25 protein-coding genes are annotated in these 23,925 nt (G+C 71.6%); 13 read left to right on the top strand and 12 right to left on the bottom strand.

Annotated features, from left to right (window positions below; genetic code table 11):
- The 5 genes from ACY0I8_RS08285 to ACY0I8_RS08265 form a co-directional block, all read left to right on the top strand.
- Positions 1-384 (top strand): CheR family methyltransferase (locus tag ACY0I8_RS08285; protein WP_461394364.1); only part of this gene is annotated, 384 nt, incomplete at its 5' end.
- Positions 385-561: 177 nt separating this feature from the next.
- Positions 562-1,617, top strand: a complete 1,056-nt coding sequence (locus ACY0I8_RS08280; RefSeq protein ID WP_461394363.1) for a protein-glutamate methylesterase/protein-glutamine glutaminase — start codon at positions 562-564, stop codon at positions 1,615-1,617.
- Positions 1,618-1,808: 191 nt separating this feature from the next.
- Positions 1,809-3,215: a mannose-1-phosphate guanylyltransferase/mannose-6-phosphate isomerase gene (locus ACY0I8_RS08275; protein ID WP_461394362.1), complete on the top strand. Its 1,407-nt coding sequence runs from the start codon at positions 1,809-1,811 to the stop codon at positions 3,213-3,215.
- 123 nt (positions 3,216-3,338) lie between these two features.
- Positions 3,339-4,100 carry an MBL fold metallo-hydrolase gene (locus tag ACY0I8_RS08270; protein WP_461394361.1) on the top strand — a complete coding sequence of 254 codons (762 nt, stop codon included), beginning with the start codon at positions 3,339-3,341 and terminating at the stop codon, positions 4,098-4,100.
- A gap of 215 nt (positions 4,101-4,315) precedes the next feature.
- A complete protein-coding gene (locus tag ACY0I8_RS08265; RefSeq protein ID WP_461394360.1) occupies positions 4,316-5,524 on the top strand; it encodes a DNA polymerase IV in 1,209 nt (402 codons plus the stop codon).
- A gap of 1 nt (position 5,525) precedes the next feature.
- Here the strand turns inward: ACY0I8_RS08265 and ACY0I8_RS08260 are convergent, their stop codons facing one another.
- The 4 genes from ACY0I8_RS08260 to ACY0I8_RS08245 are packed head-to-tail and all read right to left on the bottom strand — an operon-like array spanning position 5,526 to position 8,186.
- Positions 5,526-5,717, bottom strand: a complete 192-nt coding sequence (locus ACY0I8_RS08260; RefSeq protein ID WP_461394359.1) for a hypothetical protein — start codon at positions 5,715-5,717, stop codon at positions 5,526-5,528.
- A 42-nt stretch (positions 5,718-5,759) separates the two neighbouring features.
- Positions 5,760-6,560, bottom strand: a complete 801-nt coding sequence (locus tag ACY0I8_RS08255) for a TatD family hydrolase (RefSeq protein WP_461394358.1) — start codon at positions 6,558-6,560, stop codon at positions 5,760-5,762.
- Complete coding sequence (gene rlmD, locus ACY0I8_RS08250) at positions 6,557-7,750, bottom strand: 23S rRNA (uracil(1939)-C(5))-methyltransferase RlmD (protein WP_461394357.1); 1,194 nt, start codon at positions 7,748-7,750, stop codon at positions 6,557-6,559. Before rlmD ends, ACY0I8_RS08255 begins: the two co-directional genes overlap by 4 nt.
- Before the next feature lie 46 nt (positions 7,751-7,796).
- Entirely contained in the window at positions 7,797-8,186 is a 390-nt protein-coding gene (locus ACY0I8_RS08245) for an OsmC family protein (protein WP_461394356.1), read from the bottom strand.
- Positions 8,187-8,381: 195 nt separating this feature from the next.
- On the opposite strand from ACY0I8_RS08245, the gene ACY0I8_RS08240 reads away from it, so the two are divergent.
- The 4 genes from ACY0I8_RS08240 to ampD are packed head-to-tail and all read left to right on the top strand — an operon-like array spanning position 8,382 to position 12,185.
- Positions 8,382-9,893 (top strand): ABC transporter substrate-binding protein, encoded by a 1,512-nt coding sequence (locus tag ACY0I8_RS08240; RefSeq protein ID WP_459942332.1) that lies wholly within the window; start codon positions 8,382-8,384, stop codon positions 9,891-9,893.
- On the top strand, positions 9,890-10,798 hold the full coding sequence (nikB, locus tag ACY0I8_RS08235; RefSeq protein WP_459942331.1) for an ABC transporter permease: 909 nt from the start codon (positions 9,890-9,892) through the stop codon (positions 10,796-10,798). Before ACY0I8_RS08240 ends, nikB begins: the two co-directional genes overlap by 4 nt.
- Complete coding sequence (locus ACY0I8_RS08230) at positions 10,795-11,649, top strand: ABC transporter permease (protein ID WP_459942330.1); 855 nt, start codon at positions 10,795-10,797, stop codon at positions 11,647-11,649. The genes nikB and ACY0I8_RS08230 overlap by 4 nt, the downstream gene beginning before the upstream one ends.
- Entirely contained in the window at positions 11,646-12,185 is a 540-nt protein-coding gene (ampD, locus tag ACY0I8_RS08225; protein ID WP_459942329.1) for a peptidoglycan recognition protein family protein, read from the top strand. Before ACY0I8_RS08230 ends, ampD begins: the two co-directional genes overlap by 4 nt.
- A 265-nt stretch (positions 12,186-12,450) precedes the next feature.
- Here the strand turns inward: ampD and ACY0I8_RS08220 are convergent, their stop codons facing one another.
- The 3 genes from ACY0I8_RS08220 to upp all read right to left on the bottom strand — a co-directional run bounded on the left by ACY0I8_RS08220 (position 12,451) and on the right by upp (position 15,913).
- Positions 12,451-13,515: an FAD-dependent oxidoreductase gene (locus tag ACY0I8_RS08220; RefSeq protein ID WP_459942328.1), complete on the bottom strand. Its 1,065-nt coding sequence runs from the start codon at positions 13,513-13,515 to the stop codon at positions 12,451-12,453.
- 513 nt (positions 13,516-14,028) lie between these two features.
- Positions 14,029-15,255, bottom strand: coding sequence for a uracil-xanthine permease family protein (locus ACY0I8_RS08215; protein ID WP_459942327.1), 1,227 nt, complete (start codon positions 15,253-15,255; stop codon positions 14,029-14,031).
- A gap of 31 nt (positions 15,256-15,286) precedes the next feature.
- Positions 15,287-15,913 carry a uracil phosphoribosyltransferase gene (gene upp, locus ACY0I8_RS08210; RefSeq protein ID WP_459942326.1) on the bottom strand — a complete coding sequence of 209 codons (627 nt, stop codon included), beginning with the start codon at positions 15,911-15,913 and terminating at the stop codon, positions 15,287-15,289.
- Positions 15,914-16,084: 171 nt separating this feature from the next.
- Here upp and ACY0I8_RS08205 point away from each other — a divergent pair, with 171 nt between their 5' ends.
- Entirely contained in the window at positions 16,085-17,035 is a 951-nt protein-coding gene (locus ACY0I8_RS08205; protein WP_459942325.1) for an HDOD domain-containing protein, read from the top strand.
- Positions 17,036-17,376: 341 nt separating this feature from the next.
- On the opposite strand, the gene speB is transcribed toward ACY0I8_RS08205, so the two are convergent.
- From speB to ACY0I8_RS08180, 5 genes are read right to left on the bottom strand one after another with little or no spacing between them, the layout of a single operon-like run.
- Positions 17,377-18,240 carry an agmatinase family protein gene (gene speB, locus ACY0I8_RS08200; RefSeq protein ID WP_459942324.1) on the bottom strand — a complete coding sequence of 288 codons (864 nt, stop codon included), beginning with the start codon at positions 18,238-18,240 and terminating at the stop codon, positions 17,377-17,379.
- Positions 18,237-19,088, bottom strand: a complete 852-nt coding sequence (gene speE, locus ACY0I8_RS08195; protein ID WP_459942323.1) for a spermidine synthase — start codon at positions 19,086-19,088, stop codon at positions 18,237-18,239. The genes speB and speE overlap by 4 nt, the downstream gene beginning before the upstream one ends.
- On the bottom strand, positions 19,085-19,561 hold the full coding sequence (locus tag ACY0I8_RS08190; RefSeq protein ID WP_459942322.1) for a pyruvoyl-dependent arginine decarboxylase: 477 nt from the start codon (positions 19,559-19,561) through the stop codon (positions 19,085-19,087). The genes speE and ACY0I8_RS08190 overlap by 4 nt, the downstream gene beginning before the upstream one ends.
- An 8-nt stretch (positions 19,562-19,569) precedes the next feature.
- Complete coding sequence (gene speD, locus ACY0I8_RS08185; RefSeq protein ID WP_459942346.1) at positions 19,570-19,962, bottom strand: adenosylmethionine decarboxylase; 393 nt, start codon at positions 19,960-19,962, stop codon at positions 19,570-19,572.
- Positions 19,963-20,017: 55 nt separating this feature from the next.
- The gene (locus ACY0I8_RS08180; RefSeq protein ID WP_459942321.1) at positions 20,018-20,563 is read right to left on the bottom strand and encodes a cupin domain-containing protein; all 546 of its coding nucleotides are present in this window, start codon (positions 20,561-20,563) and stop codon (positions 20,018-20,020) included.
- Positions 20,564-20,843: 280 nt separating this feature from the next.
- Here ACY0I8_RS08180 and ACY0I8_RS08175 point away from each other — a divergent pair, with 280 nt between their 5' ends.
- From ACY0I8_RS08175 to ACY0I8_RS08165, 3 genes are all read left to right on the top strand, one after another.
- Complete coding sequence (locus tag ACY0I8_RS08175) at positions 20,844-21,878, top strand: glucosaminidase domain-containing protein (RefSeq protein ID WP_459942320.1); 1,035 nt, start codon at positions 20,844-20,846, stop codon at positions 21,876-21,878.
- A gap of 47 nt (positions 21,879-21,925) precedes the next feature.
- Positions 21,926-22,954, top strand: a complete 1,029-nt coding sequence (locus ACY0I8_RS08170) for a polysaccharide deacetylase family protein (RefSeq protein WP_459942319.1) — start codon at positions 21,926-21,928, stop codon at positions 22,952-22,954.
- Positions 22,955-23,543: 589 nt separating this feature from the next.
- On the top strand, positions 23,544-23,925 hold a 382-nt coding region (locus ACY0I8_RS08165; protein WP_461394355.1), incomplete at its 3' end, for a peptidylprolyl isomerase.

Here is a 23,925-nt window from a genome sequence, read left to right as displayed (position 1 = left end):
CGAACCGCTTCTTTGCCAGGCTGGGGCTACCCCAACTGGCGCCGTGACCTCAACCTTACGAACCGCCCGGTGCGGACCCGCATGCCGGGTGGTGTGGGAGGGGTCGGCGGAGCCGATGCTCCGCCGCCCCTATCCCGATTCTGGGCCAACGCCCTCGATCCCGGGGAGGCCGCGGCCGAGGGCCGCTGGGACGCGATCCTGTGCCGGAACCTGCTCATCTATTTCTCGGACGAGACGACCCGGAAGCTGGTGGCCACCCTCCACCGGGCCCTAAGGCCCGGGGGCGTGCTGCTCCTGGGGCTCACGGAGAGCCTGCTCCGGTTCGACACCCCGTTCCGGGTGGAAGAGGTCGGGGGCTGGTTCTTCTACGTGAGGGACGGCTAGGCGGCGAGGCGGCTGGGCGGCTAGGCAGCTAGGCGGCTAGGCAGCTAGGCAGCTAGGCGGCTGGGCAGCTGGGCGGCTGGGCGGCTGGGCGGCGGGGCCGCCCGACCCGTAGGGCATAAGTTCCATTCACGATTTACGATTTACGATTTACGATTCACGACCCCCCACGGAGCCGACATGGACAGAAAAATCCGCGTGCTGGTGGTGGACGACTCGGCCTTCGTCCGGCAGTCGGTGACCCGGATGCTCAGCTCCGACCCGGCGATCGAGGTGGTGGGCACGGCCCGGGACGGGCTCGACGCCCTGGAGAAGATCAAGGCCCTGGCGCCCGACGTCGTGACCCTGGACCTCATCATGCCGAACCTGGACGGGATCGGGGTCCTCCAGGCCCTGCGGGCCGAGGGAACCCGGGTGCCGGTGGTGGTGTGCTCGATCGCGAGCGAGGGGGGCCAGAAGGCCATCGCCGCCCTGGAGGCCGGGGCCGTGGCCCTGGTGCAAAAGCCCACGGCGCTCGCGCTCGACACGATCTACGAGATCGAGGCCCAGCTCGTGCACGAGGTGAAGGCGGCCGCGGCCGCCGCCCCCGAGCGCCTGGCCCCGCCGGCCCCCGAGGCGCCGGCCCCGGCCCCCGCGGCGGTGCCGGCCCCGGCGGCGAGCCGGTACCGGCTCCTGGCGATCGGGGCGAGCACCGGCGGGCCCCAGGCCCTCCGGTTCCTGCTGCCCCAACTGCCCGAGGGGTTCCCGGTGCCGGTCGCGGTGGTGGTCCACATGCCCGTGGGGTTCACGGGGCTCTTCGCCGAGCACCTGGACGCCGTGTGTCCGCTGGCGGTGGTGGAGGCCACCGACGGCACCCCGGTGGAGCCGGGCACGATCCTCATCGCCCCGGCCGGCATCCATCTCAAGTTCCGGCGGGAGGGAGACCGGGTGGCGGCCCGGCTCGACCCCCAGCCGGCCCAGGGGCTCCACCGGCCCTCGGTGAACGAGCTGTTCCGGTCGGCGGCCGAGGTGTTCGGCGAGGGGGTGCTGGGGGTGGTTCTCACGGGCATGGGCGATGACGGCACCGAGGGCGCCCGGGTCGTGAAGGAGCGGGGCGGCCGGATCCTGGCCGAGGCCGAGGCCTCCTGCGTGGTCTACGGCATGCCCCGGTCGGTGGCCGAGGCGGGCCTCGTGGACCGGGTGGCCCCCCTGGAGGCCATGGCCGACCTCATCCTGGAGGAGATCGGCCGGGGCTAGGTCCCTTGCCTCGTGGGAACAAAGACCTACCTTTCCGGCGGAGACGTCCCGGGGAGCCGTCCAGGGCACCGGGACGTCCCGTGCAAGCGGGCCAGGGCGTGCACAGTGGAACACGCTGTGTCCATCTGTGCGCATCTGTGGCCCACGTCGGTTCCCCATTTCCGATTCCCACTTCCCAAAAGGAGTCTGCCATGCGTGCCGTGATCCTGGCCGGCGGCAGCGGCACCCGGTTGTGGCCGCTTTCCCGCCAGGCGTTCCCCAAGCAGTTCCTGGCCCTCACGGGCGAGCGGAGCCTCCTCCAGGAGACCGTGGAGCGGGTGCGGCCCCTGGTGGGGGAGAACCTGTGCGTGGTGGCGACCCGGGACGTGGCCCACCTGGTGGCCCGCCAGCTCCGGGACCTCGGGATCGACCCCGGGGGCCGGATGATCCTGGAGCCCGTGGGCCGAAACACCGCCCCGGCCGTGGGCCTGGCGGCCCTGGCCACCCCGGCCGACGAGGTGCTCCTGGTGCTCCCCTCCGACCACGCCATCCGCGACGCGGCCGCGTTTCGGGAGGCCCTGGCCCGGGGCGCCGAGGTGGCGGCGGCCGGGTATCTGGTGACCTTCGGCATCACCCCGGACCGGCCCGAGACCGGGTACGGGTACATCCAGGCCGGGGAGCCCCTGGAGGGGTTCGAGGGGTTCCGCAAGGTGGCCCGGTTCGTGGAGAAGCCCGACCGGGCCACGGCCGAGCGGTACCTGGCCGAGGGGGGGTACTCCTGGAACTCGGGGATGTTCGCGTTCCGGGCCGGCACGATCCTCGAGGAGCTCGACCGCCACGCCCCCCACGTGGCCGCCGGGGTCCGAGGGCTGGCCGACGCCGTGCGCTCGGGCGGGGAGATCCCCGAGGCCGCCTACGCCGCGATCCCCAAGATCTCCATCGACTACGCGGTGATGGAGCGCTCGGACCGGGTGGCCGTGCTGCCCGTGGATCCCGGGTGGTCGGACCTCGGGAGCTTTGCCGCGCTCCACGAGATCTCCGAACACGACGCCGGCCGAAACGCCGTGCGGGTGGGGGGCACCGCGATCCTGGAGGACAGCACCGGGAACCTGGTGTGGGCCGGCGACAAGGTGGTGGCCCTGGTGGGGGTGGAGGACGCCGTGGTGGTGGACACCCCCGACGCCCTGCTGGTGTGCCGCCGCGACCGCAGCCAGGATGTGCGCAAGGTGGCCGAGGAGCTCGTCCGCCGGGGCCGGGACGAGGCCGTGTTCCACCGCACCGTGCACCGGCCCTGGGGCACGTTCACCACCCTGGAGGAGGGGCCGGGGTTCAAGGTGAAGCGGATCGCCGTGTACCCCGGGGAGAGGCTGAGCCTGCAACTCCACCGCCACCGGGCCGAGCAGTGGGTGGTGGTGCGGGGCACGGCCCGGGTGACCCGGGGCGACGAGGTCCTGGACCTGGGGGTGGGCCAGACCGTGCACATCCCCCGGGAGGAGCGGCACCGGCTCGAGAACCCCGGCACCGAGCTCCTGGAGATCATCGAGGTCCAGACCGGCGACTACCTGGGCGAGGACGACATCGTCCGGCTCCAGGACGACTACGGCCGGACCCAGGGGTAGGGGCGGCGCGGCCGAGGGGCGGCGACCTCCCGCCCCTCAAGTCTTTTCGCGACCCGGCCGATGGGTACGCGAAACGGCGGGCGCCCCGGAAGGGCGCCCGGGCACCGGCACACCGGGAGCGCCATGGAGATCGTGCCCCTGGGGGTGGGCGACGCGTTCGCCAAGACCCTGTACCAGACGAACTTCCTCGTGCGGCCGGCCGACGGCGAGCCGTTCCTCGTGGACTGCGGCCACACGGCCTCCCGGGCCCTGCGCGCCCTGGGCCTGGAGCTCCGGGCCGTGCCCCGGGTGCTCGTGAGCCACCTCCACGCCGACCACATCGGGGGGCTCGAGGAGCTAGGGTTTGCGGGGTACTTCGGCTGGGGCCTCAGGCCCCGGCTCTACGTGCCCGAAAACCTCCTGCCCTGGCTCTGGCCCCACGCCCTGGAGGCGGGCATGGGCCAGCGGCTCCGGGGCGACGAGGGGTTTTTCGAGGCGCGGCTGGAGACCTACTTCGAGGTGACGGCCCTCGCCGGGGGCGGGGCCTTCGACCTCGGGAGCGTGCGGGTGACCCCGTTTCCCACCCCCCACGTCCCCGGGCGGCCGAGCTGGGGCTTCCGGCTCGAGGACCGGGCCACCGGCGGCCGGGTGCTCCTGACCTGCGACACCCGGTTCCACCCCAAGACCCTCGACGCCTTCGGCGCCGACGCCGACGCCGTGTTCCACGACTGCCAGTTCGTCACCAACGGCGCCCACATCCACGCCACCCTGGACGAGCTCCAGACCCTGCCCGAGGCCTGGCACGAGCGGCTCCTCCTGGTGCATTATGCCGACGACTGGCCCGAGCACGCCCACCGCCTGGGCCGCCTGCGCCTGGCCGAACAGGGCCGGGTATACCGGTTCTGAGTCCCCCCCTCACCCCGGCCCTCTCCCCCCGAGGGGGGAGAGGGGGACAGAGGGCGGTGGACCGGGCGGCTCCAATCCCCCCTCCCCCGGAGGGAAGGGGGGCAGGGGGGAGGGGGAGGCGCAGGGCCGCCGACCCGGCGTGGGCCCGCCGCCAAAGGACTTGCGAACCATTCCCCATTCCCCATTCCCGATTCCCGACCGTTCCCCTCCCCGCCATGCCCGAGCCCAGCCGCCCCCGCACCATCCTCCACGTGGACATGGACGCGTTCTACGCGTCGGTCGAGGTGCTCGACCGGCCCGAGCTCCGGGGCAAACCGGTGATCGTGGGCGCCGACCCCCAGGGGGGCCGGGGCCGGGGGGTGGTGGCCGCGGCGTCCTACGAGGCCCGGCGGTTCGGGGTGCGCTCGGCCCTCCCCATCTCCCAGGCCTGGAAGCGCTGCCCCCAGGGCGTGTACCTGCGGCCGCGGTTCGGCCGGTACGAGGAGGTGTCCCGGCAGGTGTTCGCCGTGTTCGGGCGGTACACCGACCGGGTGGAGCCCCTGAGCATCGACGAGGCGTTCTTGGACCTCACCGGGTGCGAGCGCCTGGTGGGGGACGGGCCCGCCGCGGCCCGGCGCCTGAAGGACGAGATCCGGCGTGAACTGGGCCTCACCGCCTCGGTGGGGGTCGCGCCCAACAAGTTCCTGGCCAAGATCGCCTCCGACCTGGACAAACCCGACGGGCTCGTGGTGGTGCCCCCCGGGGAGGAGGCGGCGTTCCTGGCGCCCCTGCCGGTCACCCGGATCTGGGGCGTGGGGCCCCGCACGGCCGAGGCCCTGGCCCGGATCGGGGTGCGCACCGTGGGGGATCTCCAGCGGCTGCGGCGGGAGGACCTGGCGGCCCGGTTCGGGAGCGCCGGGGCGGACCTGTGGCGGCTCGCCCGGGGGCTCGACGACCGGCCGGTGGAGCCGCCCGGGGAGCCCAAATCCCTCGGGGCCGAGATGACCTTTCCCGAGGACGTGGACGACCGGGAGACGGTGCGGCTCGCCCTCCTCGACCTGTGCGACCGGGTGGGGGCCCGGCTGCGGCGCCACGGGCTCCGGGCCCGGGGGGTGACGCTCAAGTTCCGGGACGAGGCGTTTCGCACCGTGACCCGGGCGGCGGCGCTGGAGCCGCCCACGGACCTGGGGGAGGACCTGTTCGGGGCGGTCGAGGCCCTGCTGGGGCGGGTGCCGTGGCCCCGGGGCGGCCGGGTGCGGCTCGTGGGGGTGCAGGCCGGGCGGCTCGTGCCATCCGAGGCCGGCTGGCAGCCCGAGCTGTTCGCCCGGGCCCCCGACCGGCGACGGGCCGCGGCCCGGGCCCGGGACGCCGTGGAAGAGCGGTTCGGGCGCAAGACCCTCGTGCGGGCTGCCCTGCTCGACCGGGACCGGGGCGGGAAGGGGTGATCTACCGGAGGAACGGGGCCTGCTGGGTCGCGGCGGCGGGTTCCCGGGGCTGCTCCTCGGGCGGGACGGTGAGCGCCCGCAGGGCGGCCAGGAAGAGGCCCAGGGCGCAGACGAACACGAGGGCGTAGAGAAGCGGCCCCCGGGCCTTGTACTTGAGGCGTCGCCACCGGCGTCGGCGTCGGGGTTGGGTCATCGGCTCCCTCCGTGGATGTGGGGGGTCCTGGGTCCCTGTTCGTCAGGCGGGCGCGGGAACTTGAGCGACCGGCCGGAACCAGGAAAGGGCGTTGGCCCGCAGCACCCTGTCGGCCGCTTCGGCCGGCGGCCCCGGGTCGCGGGCCAGGCGCCAGAGGTCGTCGAAGAACCGGGTGCCGGAGTCGGTGTTGCAGCACAGGCGCCCGGCCGCCTCGGGCCGGTCCCGGAGGAGCCGGCGGAGGTCGTCGGCCGAGCTCTTCACCGGGCTCAGGCTCATGCCCACCCGGTAGCCTTCGTCGAGCGCCCAGGGGGCCGTGACCGGGGTGGTGTGGTCCACGAGCGCCCTCCGGGCGGCCGCCGGATGGGCGCGCAGCACCGCCAGGATCTCCCGGGTCACCCGTTCCTTGTCGTTCCGGGGGGTGTGGACCCCGAACACCTGGTCGCGGGCCTCCAGTTCGGGCGCCAGGGCGAGCTGGGCCTCGAACACCTCCCGCTCCCGGGCCGAGCCGGTCTCGAGCCCGATCTCCCCGATGCCCCGGCACAGGGGGTGGTCAAGGAGCGGCACCAGGAGGTCCGCCAGACGCTCGGGGGCGAGGTCGTCCGGGATGTTCCGGGGGTGGACCCCCACGAGGAGCGCGCAGGGGAGCCCCCCTTGGGCCGCCCGCTCCACCGCGGCGACCTGGGCCTCCCAGTACGCGGTCAGGTCGGCCACCGAGTCCACCCGGTGGGCGAACGACCAGCTCACCACGGCCGCTCCCTCGTCCCGCAGCCACCCGATCCGGTGGGGATGGGCCTCGGCCAGGTGGTCCAGGTGGCAGTGGGCGTCCACGAACCGGATCGTCATCGCCGACGCTCCAGGAGGGCCAGGGTTTCCACGTGCTCGGTGCCGGGGAGGAAGTCGTAGGGGATCGCCCGCACCAGGGCGTAGGGCGCCCGGGCCGTGAGGAACCCGAGGTCCCGGGCCAAGGTTTCGGGGTTGCACGAGAGGTATGCGATCCGCTGGGGCTCGAGGGCGGCGATCGCCTCCAGGACCCCGGGGTCCGCGCCCTTCCGGGCCGGGTTCAGGGCCACGCCCGTCGGCCGGAACCCCTCGGACACGAGTTCCCAGGCCCCGGCGGCGGCGTCCCCCTCGCGGAACTCGGCGTTCGGGATCCCGAGGCGGTTTGCGTTCTCCCGGGCGTCGGCCACGGCCTGGGGGTTCGCCTCGATCCCGACCACCCGGCGACACCGGGACGCCGCCGCCAGGGCCGTGGCGCCGATGCCGGCGTAAAGGTCGAGGAGTTCGTCCGAGGCGCCGGGGTCGAGCCATTCGAGGAGGGCGGTGTACGCGGCGTCGGCCAGTTCCCGGTTGGCCTGGAGGAACGACCCGGGGGAGGCCCGGAGATCGAGCCCCAAAAACCGTTCGGCGATGCGGGTCTCGCCCCGGAGGGCCCGCCATTCGGGGCCGAACACGGCGTTGCCCGGGCTCGGGTTCACGTTCCAGGCCACCCCCCGCACCGCGGGCTCCGCCTCGCACAGCCGGGCCGCCAGGCTCCGAAGCGGCCCCTCCCCCTCGGCCGTGCGGGTCACGAGGGTCACCACGAGCCCGCCGTCGGACCGGCTCGCCTGGAACGCGGCGTACCGGAGCCACCCCTGGCCGCCGGGGCCGGGCCACACGAGGCTCGGCGCTTGCCCCACCAGCCGCCGGAGGGCCCGGGCGGCCGAGGCGATGGGGCGGGCGTGGGCGGGGCACCGGGGGATGTCCACCACCCGGTGGGATCCCCGGGCGAAAAGGCCCAGGCCCACCCGGGTGCCGCGTCGGCCGAACACGAGCTTGGCCCCGGCGCGGTGACCCCGGAAGTTGGGGGACGGGACCACGGGGTCCACCGGGGCGATCCTTCCGCGGGCCCGGGCCAGGGCGGCGGACACGAGCCGGCGCTTCTCCTCCAGTTGCTCCTCGAGGGGAAGCCGGCCCAGGGGGCACCCGGGGCACTCGGGGTGGGGACAGTCGGGGGAGCGACTAGGGTCGGGGGATGCGTCGTCTTGGGCGATCATGGTCCCTGAGGATGCGAAATCCAGCCGCCAGGTGTCAAGACGCCGGCTACTCCACCACGGTCTCGAAGGCCGGCGGTTCCAGGATGTGGCGTTTCACCGTGCACTCGTCCACGGCCCGGGCGATGGCCTTCCGGTACTTCTCGGGGAAGCCCTCGGGCAGGCGCACCCGGGTCGTGAGCTTCGACACCCGGTGGCGTTCCGGGTCCCGCTCCACCTCGAGGGTGACGCCGAGGCCCGCGGTGTCGATGTTCCGCTCCTGGCAGAACCGCAGGGCGAAGTAGCCCGCGCAGGCCGCGATGGAGGCGAGGAACACGTCGAAGGGCGACGGCCCGGTGCCGCCCCCGCCCGCCCGCTCGGGTTGATCGGTATGGATCACGTGGCCCTTGACCTCCACGTCCACGGCCACGCCGCCCGGAAACCGTACCTCGATCGCCATGGGGACCTCCTTGGGGGATTGGGGAATCGGGAATGGTCTTCGTCGGGCGCCGGTGCCTCCGCCGGTGCCGAGAACCGATAGGGCTAAGGGGCGGCGGCTGCCATGCTCCTGACGTCTGTCCTCTGTCCTCTGGCCCCCGAAACCCGGTGCCGGGTACCATACCATGCCATGGGAACTCTGTGGAGACGATTGGTCGTGGCCCTCGCCGTGGCCGCGACGCTCACCGCGTGCAGCCGACCGGCCGCGCACCCGGGCGCGTTCCGGGTGGGGATCGAGTCCACGCCCCGGACGCTCGATCCCCGGTACGCCGCCGGGGCCCACGCCGTGCGGATCTTGCCGCTCTTGTTCCATGGGCTCCTCAAGGCCGACGCGGCGGGCCGGCTGGTGCCCGACCTGGCCGCGTCGTGGGAGCAGCCCGACCCGCTCACCCACGTATTGATGCTGCGGGAGGGGGTGCGGTTTCACGACGGCACGAAAGTTACGGCCCGGGACGTGGTGGCCACCTACCGCTACATCGCCGATCCGGCCCACGGCTGCCCCGGGGCCGGCGCCCTGGAGGCCCTGGGTTCGGTGGAGGCGCCCGACGAACGCACGGTGGTGTTCCGGCTGAAGCGCCTCCACGTCTCGTTCCCCAACGCGTTGACCTGGGGGGTGCTGCCCGGGCGCCTGGCGGGCCGGCCCGACCTGGGGGACGAGATCGTGGGTACCGGCCCGTACCGGCTCGCGGCGTTCCGGCCCGGGGAGGAGATCGTGCTCGAGGCGTTCCCCGACCACGTGGACGGGCCCCCGGCCCTCGAGCGGATCGTGTTTCGCATCGTGTCGAACGCCACGACCCGGCTCCTGGAGATCCGGTCCGGGGGGCTCGACCTCCTGCAGAACGCGGTGCCGCCCTACAGCGTGCGGTTCCTGCGCAAGGACCCGGATCTCAGAGTCATCGTGGCCCCGGGCACCTCGTACCAGTACCTGGGGTTCAACCTGGAGGACCCGATCCTCTCGGACGTGCGGGTGCGGCGGGCCATCGCCCTTGCCATCGACCGGGAAACGCTGATCCGGTTCGCCCTGGACGGCCTGGCCCGGCCGGCCACCACCCTGTTCCCCCCGGAGCACTGGGCCCACAACCCGGACGTGCCCACCTACCCCTACGACCCGGACCGGGCCCGCCGTCTCCTGGACGAGGCGGGGTATCCCGACCCCGACGGCCCCGGCCCGGCCCTTCGGTTTCGCCTGGGATACAAGACCTCCACCGACAAGACGGCCAACGAGGTGGCCCGGGTCATCGCCGAGCAGCTCGGCCGGGTGGGGATCGGGGTCGAGGTGCGAAGCTTCGAGTGGGGCACGTTCTTCTCCGACGTGAAAAAGGGGAACTTCCAGCTCATGAGCCTCCGGTGGATCGGGCTCCGGGACCCGGACGTGTTCCACTACCTGTTCCACTCGGCCTCGGTGCCCCCGGCCGGGGCGAACCGGGGCCGGTACCGCAACCCCGACGTGGACCGGTGGATCGACGAGAGCCGGCGGGAGCCCGACCCGGACCGGCGCTTGGCGCTGTACCACCGGATCCAGGAGGCCGTGGCCCGGGACTGCGTGTACGTGAGCCTGTGGTGGCTCGACAACGTGGTGGTGTTGCGGCGGGGGTTCGAGGGGTTCGAGCCCCTGCCCGGCGGCGAGTACACGAGCCTCGCCCGGGTGCGGCCGGAGGCGCGGCGATGATCCGGCGGCGCCTGGCCACCGCGGTGCCCACGGTGCTCGGGGTGGTGACCCTGGTGTTCCTGCTCGTCCACCTGGTGCCGGGCGATCCCGTGGACGTCATGCTCGGGGAAACCGCGAACCCCGCCGACAAGGCGGCCCTGCGGGCCGAGCTCGGGCTTGACCGGCCCCTGGCCGAGCAGTACGGCCGCTACCTCGCGGGGCTCGCCCGGGGGGATCTGGGCCGGAGCCTGCTCCACCGAAAGCCCGTGGCCGAGCTCCTGGCGGCCCGGATCCCGGCCACGGTGGAGCTCGCCGCGGCCGGGCTCGCCGTGGCCCTGGTGCTCGCGGTGCCCCTGGGGGTGGCGGCCGCCCGCCGCAAGGGCACGGCCGTGGACCGGGGGAGCCTGGTGGCGAGCCTCCTGGGCGTGTCGATCCCGAACTTCTGGCTCGGGCCGATGCTCGTGCTCGCGTTTTCGGTGCACCTCAGGTGGTTTCCGGTGTCGGGACGGGCGGGTCCGGGGAGCCTGGTGCTCCCGGCCGTGACCCTGGGCACAGCGCTCGCGGCCATGCTCACCCGGATGCTCCGGTCGAGCCTGGTGGAGGTGCTGGGGGCCGAGTACCTCACGGCCGCCCGGGCCCGGGGGGCGGGGGAGGGGCGGGTGCTGTGGGTCCACGCCCTGCGAAACGCCCTCCTGCCGGTGATCACCGTGCTCGGGCTCCAGTTGGGCTCCCTCCTTTCCGGGGCGGTGGTGACCGAGGCGGTGTTCGCCTGGCCCGGGCTTGGCACGCTTCTGCTCCAGGCGATCCAGGGCCGGGACTACCCCCTGGTGCAGGGGTGCGTGCTCGTGATCAGCCTCGGGTACGTGGGGGTGAACCTCCTGGCGGACCTGGCCTACCGCTGGGCCGATCCGAGGGTGCGGGGATGAGGGGCTGGTTCGAGGGGATCCGGCGGGTGCCCGGCGGCCGGGTGTTCGTGGCCGCGGCGGCGTTGGGGCTTCTCGCGCTGGTCGCCGGGGCCGCGCTGGCGCCGGTAGTTTCCCCGGCCGACCCGGCCGCCCTGGACCTGGAGGGGAGCCTGGAGGGGCCCTCGTGGGCCCATCCCCTGGGCCAGGACCGGCTCGGCCGGGACGTGCTGGCCGGGATCCTCTACGGGGGCCGGGTGAGCCTGCTCGTGGGGTTTTCGGTGGTCGGGGTAAGCCTCGTCGTGGGCACGTCCCTGGGCCTGTGGGCGGGGTACCGGGGCGGATGGGTGGACGAGGCCCTGATGCGGGTGGTGGACGTGCTGCTCGCGTTTCCCGGCATCCTCCTGGCCATCGCCCTGGCCGGGGTGCTGGGCCCCAGCCTGCCTAACCTGGTGCTGGCCCTGTGCGCCATGGGCTGGGTGGGGTTCGCCCGGCTCGTCCGGGGCGAGGTGCTCTCGCTTCGCGAGCGCGAGTTCGTAACCGCGGCCCGGGTGCTGGGGGCCGGGCCGGTGCGGATCGCGGCCCGGCACCTCCTGCCGAACCTGGTGGGGGTGCTGGCCGTGCAGGCCACGTTTTCGCTGGCCGGCACGATCCTGGCCGAGTCCACCCTGTCGTTTCTGGGCCTGGGGCCCCAGGACGTGCCCACCTGGGGCGCGCTCCTGAGCCAGGGGGTGGACTACCTCCTCTTCGCGCCCCATCTCGCGCTTTTCCCGGGGCTGGCGATCCTCGTGGCGGTGCTCGGGATCAACGTGTTGGGCGACGTGCTCCGGGACCGGCTCGACCCCAGGGCCGCGGGCGAGGGGGGAGGGCGATGATCGTGCCCTGGGCCCGGTGGGTGCCGAGCCCCAACTGCTCGGACCGGGAGGGGTGGGAGGTGGACGCCGTGGTGCTCCACCACATCAGCCTGCCCCCGGGGGAGTTCGGCGGCGGCCACGTGGAGGCCTTCTTCCAAAACCGCCTCGACCCCGAGGCCCACCCCTACTTCCGGGAGATCTGCCACCTTCGGGTGTCGGCCCACTTCCTGATCGACCGCGAAGGGCGACTCACCCAGTTCGTGGACACGGACCGAAAGGCCTGGCACGCGGGCGAAAGCGCCCTCGATGGGGTGCCCGACGTGAACCGGTTCTCGGTGGGCATCGAGCTCGAGGGGGACGAGGTCACCCCGTACACCGAGGCGCAGTACGAGACCCTCTTTCGCGTACTCGAAGAACTGCGGGCCGCCCACCCCCGGATCCGGCCCGAGCGGATCGTGGGCCACGAACACGTGGCCCCGGGCCGCAAGCGGGACCCGGGGCCGCTGTTCGACTGGGGAAGGGTTGCCCGCTGGGCGGCTAGGCGGCTGGGCGGCTAGGCTGAGGGGGCCACACGGTCTGCCGGGAGCGGATCCGGGGACGTCGCCTTCGCTGACGCCCTCGCAGGGGCCGCCTCGGCTCGGTCCGCTGCGGCGCGTGAGGGCACGCGCCGCGGCCGCTCCCCTTGAGCCGGGCGGCCCTCGCTGCTCGGGCGTCGCGCTCCGTCGACGCCCCCGGATCCGCAGGGTTGCCCCATCTGCCCGCTTGCGCGCCGCCGCACGGTTCTGTCGCGGTCCCCCCTATCATCCCTTGGGTCCCCGTCTCCTACCGCCGGTTTTTCAAAAACCGCTCGATCGCCAGCACCGCCTTGGCCCCCTCGCCGGCGGCGATCAGGATGCGCTTGCCGAAGGTGTTCGTCACGTCGCCGGCGGCGTAGAGCCCCGGGAGGCCCGTGCGGCAGTTGCCGTCGATCTCCACCTCGCCCCGCTCGTTCACGTGCACAAGGTCGCGCACCAGGTCGCTGTTGGGCACGAGGCCGATCTCCACGAAGATGGCCTCCACGGGCAGCACCTCCTCGGCCCCGTTGTCCTGGTTTCGCACCACGAGCACCTCGGCCCGTTCGGCGCCCTCGATGCGCAGGGGATCCCGGTTCTGGAGCACCACGATGGCCTCGGTGGCGGCCACCTTCTCCTTGAGATACTCGTCGGCCCGGTAGGTCCGGGTGACCAGGGTGACCCTGGCCCCGGCCTCGGCCAGCCCCAGGGCCGCCTGGGCCGCGGAGTTCCCCCCGCCCACCACCGCCACCTCGGTGCCGGCGTACCGGCCCGCCGAAAGGGCGTGAAACTCCAGCACCCCGCGCCCCCGGAACTCCTCCTCCCCGGGAATCCCCAGGCGCCGGCGTTTCATGCCCGTGGCCAGGAGCACGGTCCTCCCCCGGTACGTGGGGCCGTCCTCGGTGGCGACCTCGAACACGCCGCCGCGCTTCTCGATCGCCGTGACCGCCGTGATCTGGTGGGAGAGCTTCAGGCTTTCGAACAGCTGCTTCTGGAACCGGTCCACCAGCTCCGGGCCCGTGATGAGGTCGAACCCGGGGTAGTTCACGATGGCCGTGGAGTCCCAGGCCTGCCCGCCCAGGCTCTTGGTGAGAAAAAGGGTGTCGAGCCCGGTGAGGGCCGCGTAGATGCCGGCCGAGATGCCCGCGGGGCCGCCCCCCACGATGATGAGGTCGAAGAGGTAGTCGGAGAGCTTTTTCCCGGGGTCACACGTGAACTTCTCCCGGCAGGCGGCCGAGCAGAAGTACACGGTTTCCCCGGCGCACTCGGTGTGCGGGGCCCGGGTCGAATCCTCCACCGGCTTTCCGCACACCGGGTCCACGATGCGGTCGTTCACGGCGTCCTCCTGGGCGAGGGTCGGGGTGCCCGGGGAGTGTACGCCGGGACGCCGAGGGTGCAAGGAGCTCCCCGCCGGCCCCGGGGTTCGGCGGTGCAAGGTCTGTCGGGCCGAAGTGTGGGAGCGGCGTCCACGCCGCGATACGGGCCGAAGGCCCGCCGGTGCGATCCCTCCGTTACTAATACCTTTAAAAGTATTGCCGGGGGCGGGTGGGGGACTGGTTCCGGCCGGGCGCGAGTGCGGCACCCGATCGCCGCGCCTTTCCATGCCGTCGTCGGCTCGGCAGGGCGGGGCGGCGGTGGCGGACGTTCCGGATCTTTCAAAGCGATCCGGGCGTGGTGTCGGCGCGGCGAGGTAAGGGGCCGCCCCCGGCTCTCCACCAGCCCCCCACCCGCAGGTTTCCGTTGCAACGGCGGGGATCTGACAATACTTTCGCTGGTCTTAGTACTCTGTGCGGGACTACGGGGCCCGGCACCAACGGCTTGGCCGCCTAGCACCCGGGCCGCCCGGCCATCAAAGGTCGGTGAACTCCCCGGCCTGATCGGGCGAGTCCACGATATGGCTCGGGGTTTCCTCCTCCGGGGCGCCGGGCAGGAGGAGGTGCAGGAGCACGCCCACGACGCCGCTCAGCCCGATGCCGCCGAGCTTGAACGTGCCCGCCTCGAGGGTTGCGCCGCCGATCCCGACCACGAGGACGATCGCGATGATCGCGAGGTTGCGGGTGGCGCTTAGGTTCGGACGGGCGGAGACCAGGGTGCGCACCCCCACGGCCGCGATCATTCCGAAGAGGAGGATCAGGATGCCGCCCATGACGGGCACGGGCACGGTCTTGAGAAGCGCCCCGAGCTTGCCGACGAAGGCGAGCACGATCGCGGTGACCGCCGCGATGGCCATGAGGTGGGGCCGGAACACCCGGATTAGGGCCAGCGCGCCGGTGACCTCGGAGTAGGTGGTGTTGGGGGGGCCGCCGAACAGCGCCGCCACCGACGTGGCCAGCCCGTCGGAGAACATGGTGCGGTGGATGCCGGGATCGAGGTGGTAGTCCCGGCCGGCCACCTTGCCCACGGCGAAGATGTCGCCGATGTGCTCGATCATGGGGGCGATGGCCACCGGCAGCATGAACAGCATGGCCTCCCAGCGGAACTCGGGGAACGTGAAGTTCGGCACGGCGAACCAGGCGGCCTCCCGGACCGGGGTGAAATCCACGTGGCCGGTCAGGAGGGCCGCCACGTACCCAACGGCGGCGGCCACGAGGATCGGGATCAGGGCCAGCATCCCACGGCCCCACACCGCGACGACGACGGCCACCACCAGGCTCAGGAGGGCCAGGGGCCAGTGCTTGCTCGACATGTCCACCGCGACCGGCGCGAGCGCCAATCCGATGTTCATGATCACGGGCCCCACCACCACCGAGGGCAGCACCCGGTCGATGAACTCCACCCCCTTCACCCGGATCACCTGGCTCATGGCCATGTGCACGAACCCGGCCGCGAACAGGCCTCCCAGGGCCACCGGGATGCCCCACTCCTTGGCGGCGATCTGGATCGGGGCGATGAACGCGAAGGAGCTCGCCAGGAACACCGGCACCTTGCGCTGGGTGATGAAATAGAAAATCAGGGTGCCCACCCCGGCGGTGAAGAGCGCCACCGACGGGTCCAGCCCCGTCAGGAGCGGCACCAGCGTGAGGGCCCCGAAGGCCACGAACAGCATCTGCACACCGAGGATCAGGTCCCGAAGCATGGCGTCCTCCGTGAAGGGAAGGGGGGCGGATCTACTTCGTTCCGAACAGGCGGTCTCCGGCGTCCCCGAGGCCGGGCAGGATGTAGCCCTGGTCGTTCAGGCGCTCGTCGAGGCTCGCCGCGAACACCTCCACGTCGGGGTGGTGGCGCTCCACGTTCGCCACCCCCTCGGGCGCGGCCACGAGGCAGATCGCCCGCAGGTCGGTGCACCCGGCCTCCTTGAGCATGTCGATCGTGGCGATCAGGGAGTTCCCGGTGGCGAGCATGGGGTCGAGGATCACGGCGAGCCGCTCGGCCAGGTCCTGGGAGAGTTTGCGGTAGTAGCGCACCGGCTCCAGGGTTTCCTCGTTGCGGTAGAGCCCCACCACGTTCACCCGGGCTGCGGGGATGAGGTCCAGCACCCCCTGGAGCATGCCGATGCCGGCCCGGAGGATCGGCACCACGGCGACCTTCTTGCCGGAGAGTTTCTCCACCTCCACCGGCCCGGCCCAGCCCTCCACCGTGATCCGCTCCATCTCCAGGTTCCGGAACGCCTCGTAGGTCAGGAGGTTCGTGATCTCCCGGGTGAGGTCCCGGAACTTCGAGGTGCTGGTGTCCGAGCGGCGAAGGATTCCCAGTTTGTGGCGGACGAGGGGGTGGTCGACGACGTGGAACGGCATAAGACCTCCTTTTCTGGCTGGGCGGTTGGCGGTTCGGCCTCCGGGCCGCCGGGCCTTCGGGTTTGGCGGCGGCAAACTATCACAGGGAGGGGGGCCGGCCAAGGGGTAAAGGGGAGCGGGCGGGCGGCCGAAACGAGGGGGGAGATCACCCGTGGGAAGGAGGGGTCGGGCATGTGGCGGTGGATCAAGCGGTGGCTGTTCGGAACGGGGAAGGAACCGGAGACCCGGGGCCCGGCGGCCCCTCCGTCCCGGGCGCGGGGGGCAGCCCCCGGGGCCGAAGCCCCGAAGGAAGAGGGAACCGGGCCCGCCGCCGAAGCGGTGGGGTTTCTCACGTTCCTTGACGACCCCCCGGACGCGGTGGCCCTGCACGACCTGGGGGAAGACGACCGCCGGTTCCTCGCGGGGGTGCTCAAGCTAGTGAACGGAAAGCGCCTCGAGGTTCCGGTGCTGCCCCGGGCGGCGGTGGAGGTGTCGCGTCTCCTGGCCGAGGGAGACCCGCCGGTGGGGCGGTACGTCGAGGTGCTCGAGCAGGACCCCTCCCTCAGCCTCGAGGTGCTCCGGGCGGCGAACAGCGCCTTCTACGGATTCCGGGCGCCGGCCAAGGGCGTGAGGGACGCGGTGATCCGCCTGGGGCTTCACCCCGTGCGGGGTCTCCTGATCACGGCCCACCTGAGGGCCCGGGTGCTCAACGCGGGCCCGTTTCGCCGCCACGCCGGGTGGCTCAACGATCTATCGCTCGCGCTCGGCCGGGTGTTCCGGTCGCTCGCGGCGGATCTCGGCCTCGACCCGGAGGAGGCGGCCACCCGGGGTCTTCTGTTCCACGTGGAGCACTTCATCATTCTCGGGGCCCTCGGGGCGGTCCAGACGGCCGCCCGCCGGCAACTAGCCCCCTCGGACGTGGTCCTGGCCGAGGCGTTCCGGCGGTGCGGGGACCGGGTTCGGGAGCTCGCCGCCCAGGCCTGGGATCTGCCGGTGCTCCTGCCGGCGCCCGAGCTGGACGCGCGCCTGCGGGCCGTGCGGCGTGCAGTCGTGCGCTCGTGGGCGGGGGAGGACCCGGGGGAGGTCCCGGGGGTGGACCCGGGGCGGCTCGGCGAGGCGCTCGAGAAGGTCAGGCCCGGTTAGCGCGGCGAGCCCCAACGAACCTCCACGAAGCACCGCGAAAGTACCTTCGTGGGGCGGGTGGGGGCCGCTTCCGTTCGTGCGGGAGTGCGGCATCCTGCTACGGTAGGAGCCACGCCCGGCGCTCCAGCAGGCCCCACGCCCCGGACCGTGCCTATTTAGCCGCCGGAGCAATAACCTCCGAGTCAGGGTTCGGGGGTGGGAGCGGCGACCGTGTCAGGTGCCAGAGGACAGAAGACAGAGGACAGGGGGTTCTGTCCTCTGAATTCTGACCCCCGATACGGCAGCCGCTCCCACAGGTTGGGGAAGCCTAGCGATCTGGAATCACAAATGGTTTTAGCGTCCTAGCGTCCCAGCGGGACGTAGCGCCCGGCCCCCATCAGGAGAAGAATCTCCCGCACCACCTTGGCGGCCAGTACCGCGCTCTTCCCCGTGGGGTCCCACCCGGGGGAGAGCTCCACCACGTCGGCCCCCACGATCGGCCGGTCGGAGTCCCGGATCGCTCGCAAACAGGCCTCGAACTCCCGGTAGGTGATGCCCCCGGGTTCCGGGGTGCCGGTGCCGGGGAGGTGGGCCGGGTCGAACACGTCCAGGTCCACCGAGAGGTACAGGGGACCGCCCGCGCGATCGAGGGCGCGCCGGATCCCCTCGGGATCGGCCGGGAACAGGGTTCCGTGCTCCCGCATCCACCCGAACTCCTCCCGGGTGCCCGAGCGGATGCCGAACTGGGCGACCCGTTCGGGCGGCAGGAGGTCGAGGCAGCGGCGCACCGCGCAGGCGTGGGAACGGGCCTCGCCCAGGTACTCGGGTCTGAGATCCGCATGGGCGTCGAACTGGAACACCGCGAGGTCCGGGTGCCGTTCCAGGTGGGCCGCCACCAGGGGCGGAGTCACGGAGTGCTCGCCCCCAAGGGCGAGAAGGCGGGTGCCCGTCGCCAGAACCTCCCGGGCCGCCTCCCCGATCTCGGCCCAGGGGTCGGGCCCGGCCAGGTCCAGGTCCCCGAGGTCGGCCACCTTCGTCCCGTCCAGATCGAGGTCCAGGGCGAGGGAGTAGGTTTCCAGGACCCAGGAGGCCTCCCGGATCGCCCCCGGGCCGAACCGGGTGCCGGGCCGGAACGAGCAGGTGCCGTCGAAGGGAATCCCTAGAAGCGAAAAGGGCGCGCCCGGCGCGCCCTCGCATTCCAGATAACCCTTGGCCCGGAGGTTCATCCGCCGATCGCCTCGCGAAAGTAGGTGGGCAGCGTGAAGCAGGCGGTGTGGATCTCCGGGTTGTAGTACCGGAATCCCCCATCCATGGCCGCGACCCGTTTGGCGTCCGGGCCGTCCAGCGGGTTGGGGCCCTTGCTCGCGAACCCAAACGACCAGGCCCCTCCGGGATACGTGGGCACCGAGGCAATGTAGGGCCGGACCCAGGGGAACGACGCCTTCAGGTTCCCCAGAATGTTCCGGATCTCCTTCCCGTCGAAGAACACCGACCCGATCTGGGCCGTGAGGACGCCGTCGTCCCGGAGCGCTCGGTGGCAGTCGGCGTAGAAGGACTTGCTGAACAGCCCCACGGCCGGGCCGATGGGGTCGGTGGAGTCCACGATCACCACGTCGTACTGCCCTGCTTTGCCCTTCACGAACTCGATCCCGTCCTCGTAGCGGATGGTGAGCCGGGGGTCGTCGAGCGAGCAGGTGAGGGTGGGGAAGTACTCTTTGCACACCTCCACCACCTTCTCGTCCAGTTCCACCATGTCCACCCGTTCCACCGTGGGGTGCCGCAGGGCCTCCCGGGCGCTTCCGCCGTCGCCACCGCCGATGATGAGCACCGAACGGGGGTTGGGGTGGGTGAAGAGCGGCACGTGCACGAGCATGTCGTGGTAGATGAACTCGTCCTTCTCGGTCAGCATGAAGATGCCGTCCAGAAGAAGCACCTTGCCCATGAGGGCCGTGTCCACGACGTCTATCTTCTGGTACCGACTCTCGCCGGAGTAGGGGTACCCGGTCACCCGGACCCCGATGGCGTAGCCCTCCCTGTGGACTTCCCGAAACCAAAGGTCAACCGGTTGCGTCATTTCTCCTTCTCCCACAGCACGACGCCGGCGAACGCGGCGCCCTTGTTTTCCACCTTGTGTTCCGCCTCGGCCGTGACGATCTCCTTGATCGCCTGGCCCCTCGTTTTCATGCCCTCCTGGGCCATCCGGGTCACGATCTCCCGGGTGATGTCGGCACGGCCGTACGCCGAGTACTCCATGATCAGTCCGGGCTGGGCCGGATCCTCGGGGACGGCCACCGCCACGGCGGCCGATATGATCTCCCCGGGCACCGAGCAGGTGATGGCGGCGTAGGCCACCGGCACCAGGGCGCCGGGGGGAAGCCGCGCGGGCTCCATGGGTTGGCACCCCGGCGGGAGGATGCTCGACATCTTGACCAGGTTCGTGTTGCCGATGCCCGCGTCCAAAAGCGCCGCGTCAAAGGCGTTGAGCTCCATGTAGCCCTCGGCGTGGCCCGACACCAGGAAGTATCGGGTGGGAGTCGGGATGAGCATCGGAGTTTCTACACGGCAACGGCCACGGGTTTGTGGCGCAGGGGGCCGTCCACGTCCAGGACGCCCCGGGGCACCTCCCGGGTCTCGGTGCGCTGGGCCCCGAGTTTCTCGGCCAGGTACTGGTGGGCAACCCACGGGTTCACGGAGTCGCCGCAGGTGAACAGGTCCACCGCCGCGTACCCGTACTCGGGCCACGTATGGATCGCCAGGTGGCTTTCGGAGATCACCACCACCCCGCTCACGCCGTGGGGGCTGAAGTGGTGGAACACGCTCTGGACAATGGTGGCCCCGCTCACGGCGGCGGCCTCCTTCATGAACCGTTCCACGCGTTCCGTATCGTTCAGGATGTCCGGGTCGCACCCGTAGTACTCGCCGAGGATGTGTCTGCCGAGGTTCTGGATCACCGTACTCACCTCCTCTGTGCTGGAGAAACGGCCAGCGGTACGGTCGGCCGGGTCAGAAGCTGGGGGGGCTCGCCACCCAAAGCACCTGCACCGGCCGTTTGCCGGTGTTCGCGAGCCAGTGCCTCCGATCGGCCGTGTAGTAGAAACAGTCGCCCTTGCGAGCCCGGTGGACCCTGTCGCCCAGGTGCACGTCCACCTGCCCCGCGAGGACGAACCCGAACTCCTCGCCCTCGTGCCCCTCGATGGGCTCGGTGGAGGCTCCGGGTTCGAGTTCCACGAGCACGGGCTCCATGAGGTGGCGGTGGGCCCGGGGAATCAGGAAGCTCAGGAGGAACCCCTCCTCCGACTCCCCGGACGGGACCCGGTCTTCCTTCCGGAACACCACCGGCTCCTCGCGGTCGCCGTCTTCCCGGAAAAACTCCCCCAGGGTCACCCCGAGGGCGTTCAGGAGGTCCTGGAGGGTGGCGATCGACGGCGAGGTTGCGTCGTTTTCGAGTTGCGAGATGAACCCTTTCGTGAGATCGGCACGGTTGGCCAGGTCCTCTTGTGTGAGGCCAGCCTGCAGCCGAAGCCTTCGTAATTTCTCGCCGATTTTCAAAGCGCTCGGCCCCTTGGGTTTAAAGTTCGTAAACCGGGCGTTTGTTTATGATTCCTAAACGCCCGGTTTATCGAGGGGGCGCATTCATACCCGACAGCGGGGCAGAAGTCAAGGAGTTTTCCGGGGGGACCCGCCGGGGTGGGAGTGCCCGCCCGCGAAGCCGGTTTCGATTTGACTTTGGGGGCGACCAAGGATTATGAAGGACGGTCAGATTTTCGATCCCTGTGCAGTGATTCCCGTTGCGGGGCCGTCTGCGTGCGGCCCCGGAGGGAGGAAAACCATGGAGACGGGCGAAGCCCAACCTCCGAGTCGAACCATCCTGGCCACGGCCGGGAAATTTCTGGCCGCGGTTCTCGCACTCCTTCCTCTCGCCGTTTCCCTTTCCCCCGCCGACCGCAGCCCCGTGGGGGCTCTGCCGAACCGACCCGATCCCAAGCCGGGCGGGCTCGTGCTGTTCGATCCCCGCACGGTGGGCGAGTTGGAGTCGGTGCTCGATCGGGTGTGGGCCGAGGTGGAGCCGGGCGAGGTCCCCAACGTGGCACCGGCGTCTCTACCCCCCGGGCTCGACCGGCTGCCGCCGGTCCGGCGGAAAGACCTGTTCGTAAGGGCGGTGATCCCCCACGTGGTCGCCGCGAACCAGGGGGTGCGGGCCGAGCGCCGGTCGCTCATCGCCCTGGCCAAACGCCTCGAGCAAGGGGAACCGCTTACCGAGGTCGGAACGATCTTCTTGCTCGATCTCGCGAGGCGGTACCGGGTGAAAACCGGCGCAGCGGAGTTGCGGGAAGCGCCCGAACCCGTGGTGCGCGAACTCCTGGTCCGGGTGGATGAAGTGCCCGTTCCGCTGGCCGTGGCGCAGGCCGCGCTGGAGTCGGCGTGGGGAACCTCCCGGTTCGCCGTGGAGGGGAACGCGCTGTTCGGGCAGTGGGTGTTCCGGTCCGATGCGGGCATGGCGCCCCGGGACCGGCCCGAGGGGGCCCGGTACGCCGTGGCGGCGTTCCCCGGACTGGGCGAGGCGGTGGAGGGGTACCTGCGCAACCTGAATACCCTGTGGGCTTACGAGGAGTTCCGTGCTCTACGGGCCCGGGCCCGGGCCAAGGGCCGGGACCCCGACCCGGACATCCTGGCTTGGGGCCTTCTCCGGTACTCGGTCCGGCGGGAGGCGTACGTGGAGGAGGTGCTGGCCGTGATGCGGCACAACCGGCTCCATCGGTACAGCGGCGCGGAGTTGGTGCGCCTTTCGCCCGAGTCGGTGGAGGAGGCCCTGCTGGGCGTGCGCACCGCGGCCGGCGAGAGGGGGGGCAGCGCCGACGCATGAGGGGACGGCCGGGCGGGCGCTGGTTCTTCTCGTGGGTTCTCGGAGCCATGGCGATCCATCTGGGGTTCGCAGCGGCCGGAGGCGCCACGCCGGTTCCCGAAGAACCCGTACGGATCCTCCTCTACCACCGGGTGGGGGACGGCCGGTATCCGACGACCAACGTAACCGTCGAGGCGTTTCGGGCCCAGATGGAGTGGCTCCGGGACAACGGGTTCACCGTGGTCTCGACCCGGGACCTGGAAGCCCACCTCCTGGACGGCCGCCTCCTTCCCCCCAAACCGGTGGTCCTCCAGTTCGACGACGGGTACCGGAGCGTTCTCGAGACGGCCTGGCCGGTCCTCCGGGAGTTCGGGTACCCGTTCACCGTGTTTCTTCCCACCCGGGCCCTTGATGATGGGTATTCCGACTATCTCACCTGGGAAGAGGTGGAGGGGCTCGCCCGGGAGGGGGTGGAGTTCGGGGTGCACGGTCACCGGCACCTGCGGCTCGGGCGCCCCCGGGACGGCGAGGCCTCCGAGGAGTATCGAAGCCGGGTGAGGGTGGAGTTCGCCCGCTCGGCGGAACGATTTCAGGCCCACGGCCTCGAGCCCCGGTGGGTCGCGTACCCGTACGGCGAGTACGGCCCCGCCGTGCTGGAGGCCTGTCGCGAGTTGGGGTTTCGGCTGGGCTTCACCCAGGACCCCGGGGCCGTGCCGCCGGGCGGGGACCCGTTTCGGATTCCCCGGTTCGCCGTGGTGGGCTCCCTGGCGGACCTGGGGACCTTCCAGGAACGAATGACCTACGGCGCCCTGCTGCTCCGCGACCTGGAGCCGCCGCCGGGCCCCCTCGCGGCAGCCGACGTTCCCCGGTTTGCGGGACGCCTCGTGGAGCCCGAACGGTACGAGCCGGGGGTCAATCTGTTCGTCAGCGAGGCCGGGCGGCTCGATGCGCGATACGACGCCGCGACGGGGCGGTTCGAAGCGCCGGGGTTTCGGCTGACCCGGCGGATCAACCGGGTCCTCGTGTCGGCCCGGGAGCGGGCGACGGGCCGGTTCGCCCTGGCGTCCTGGCTGCTCGTGGGCCCCGGGACGGAGTAGCGGCGGTTGCCATGAACCCGGCGTCAATACAGGCGCGTAAGGACATCGCGAGGGCATGGCGCCTGCTTCCGGCCGGGTGCGGGGGCGGTACTCGATTGCCGCGCCTTCTCATGCCGTTGCCAGGCCGGTGGGTCGGGGCCTCGGTGGCGGAGGTTCCGGGTCTTCCAAGTAACTTCGGTCCACGGTCGCCGGTCTCGCGGTCTTCGGTCCCGTGGTCCAGGCGGCTGCGGCGCACCGTGTGGCCGAGGCGGAAGTTATTGTTTTTGCAAAAAGGCCGCGCCTCGCGGCCCATGGAGCCTTCCAAGTAACTTCGGTCCACGGTCGCCGGTCTCGCGGTCTTCGGTCCCGTGGTCCAGGCGGCTGCGGCGCACCGTGTGGCCGAGGCGGAAGTTATTGTTTTTGCAAAAAGGCCGCGCCTCGCGGCCCATGGAGCCTCCAAAGCAATCCAGGCGTGGTGGGGGCGCGGCGAGGTAAGGGGCCGCACCCGGCTCTCCACCAGCCCCCACCCGCGGGTTGCCGCAACAACGACGGGGATCTGACAATACTTTCGCTGGTCTCAGTAACGGATTCGCAGGAGGAGGGACGACCGATGAAACGGCTGGTGAGCTTGCTCGTGGGGGCCCTCATGGTTGCCGGGGCCGCAGCCGCGGGGGAGAACCCCCGGGTGGCGCTTCGGACCTCGAAAGGGACGATCGTGCTGGAGCTTTACCCCGACAAGGCCCCGCGGACGGTGGAAAACTTCCTCCGGTACGTGAGGGAGGGGTTTTACGCGGGCACCGTGTTCCACCGGGTGATCCCGGGATTCGTGATCCAGGGCGGGGGGCTCACGGCGGATCTCCAGCCCAAGCCCACCCATCCGCCGATCCCCAACGAGGCCACCAACGGGCTCTCGAACCGGCGGGGCACCGTCGCCATGGCCCGCACCATGGTCGTGGACAGCGCGACCTCCCAGTTTTTCGTGAACCTCAAGG

Source organism: Deferrisoma sp., from assembly GCF_054681715.1.
Note: the sequence above shows the minus strand (reverse complement) of the source record. Positions and strands in the feature narration are given on the sequence as shown.

Excerpts from the sequence above, each read along its gene's own strand:
- ACY0I8_RS08280 (WP_461394363.1), top strand. The coding sequence starts at position 562 with ATGGACAGAAAAATCCGCGTGCTGGTGGTGGACGACTCGGCCTTCGTC.
- ACY0I8_RS08275 (WP_461394362.1), top strand. The coding sequence starts at position 1,809 with ATGCGTGCCGTGATCCTGGCCGGCGGCAGCGGCACCCGGTTGTGGCCG.
- ACY0I8_RS08270 (WP_461394361.1), top strand. The coding sequence starts at position 3,339 with ATGGAGATCGTGCCCCTGGGGGTGGGCGACGCGTTCGCCAAGACCCTG.
- ACY0I8_RS08265 (WP_461394360.1), top strand. The coding sequence starts at position 4,316 with ATGCCCGAGCCCAGCCGCCCCCGCACCATCCTCCACGTGGACATGGAC.
- ACY0I8_RS08260 (WP_461394359.1), bottom strand. The coding sequence starts at position 5,717 with ATGACCCAACCCCGACGCCGACGCCGGTGGCGACGCCTCAAGTACAAG.
- ACY0I8_RS08255 (WP_461394358.1), bottom strand. The coding sequence starts at position 6,560 with ATGACGATCCGGTTCGTGGACGCCCACTGCCACCTGGACCACCTGGCC.
- rlmD (WP_461394357.1), bottom strand. The coding sequence starts at position 7,750 with ATGATCGCCCAAGACGACGCATCCCCCGACCCTAGTCGCTCCCCCGAC.
- ACY0I8_RS08245 (WP_461394356.1), bottom strand. The coding sequence starts at position 8,186 with ATGGCGATCGAGGTACGGTTTCCGGGCGGCGTGGCCGTGGACGTGGAG.
- nikB (WP_459942331.1), top strand. The coding sequence starts at position 9,890 with ATGATCCGGCGGCGCCTGGCCACCGCGGTGCCCACGGTGCTCGGGGTG.
- ACY0I8_RS08230 (WP_459942330.1), top strand. The coding sequence starts at position 10,795 with ATGAGGGGCTGGTTCGAGGGGATCCGGCGGGTGCCCGGCGGCCGGGTG.
- ampD (WP_459942329.1), top strand. The coding sequence starts at position 11,646 with ATGATCGTGCCCTGGGCCCGGTGGGTGCCGAGCCCCAACTGCTCGGAC.
- ACY0I8_RS08215 (WP_459942327.1), bottom strand. The coding sequence starts at position 15,255 with ATGCTTCGGGACCTGATCCTCGGTGTGCAGATGCTGTTCGTGGCCTTC.
- upp (WP_459942326.1), bottom strand. The coding sequence starts at position 15,913 with ATGCCGTTCCACGTCGTCGACCACCCCCTCGTCCGCCACAAACTGGGA.
- ACY0I8_RS08205 (WP_459942325.1), top strand. The coding sequence starts at position 16,085 with ATGTGGCGGTGGATCAAGCGGTGGCTGTTCGGAACGGGGAAGGAACCG.
- speB (WP_459942324.1), bottom strand. The coding sequence starts at position 18,240 with ATGAACCTCCGGGCCAAGGGTTATCTGGAATGCGAGGGCGCGCCGGGC.
- speE (WP_459942323.1), bottom strand. The coding sequence starts at position 19,088 with ATGACGCAACCGGTTGACCTTTGGTTTCGGGAAGTCCACAGGGAGGGC.
- ACY0I8_RS08190 (WP_459942322.1), bottom strand. The coding sequence starts at position 19,561 with ATGCTCATCCCGACTCCCACCCGATACTTCCTGGTGTCGGGCCACGCC.
- ACY0I8_RS08175 (WP_459942320.1), top strand. The coding sequence starts at position 20,844 with ATGGAGACGGGCGAAGCCCAACCTCCGAGTCGAACCATCCTGGCCACG.
- ACY0I8_RS08170 (WP_459942319.1), top strand. The coding sequence starts at position 21,926 with ATGGCGATCCATCTGGGGTTCGCAGCGGCCGGAGGCGCCACGCCGGTT.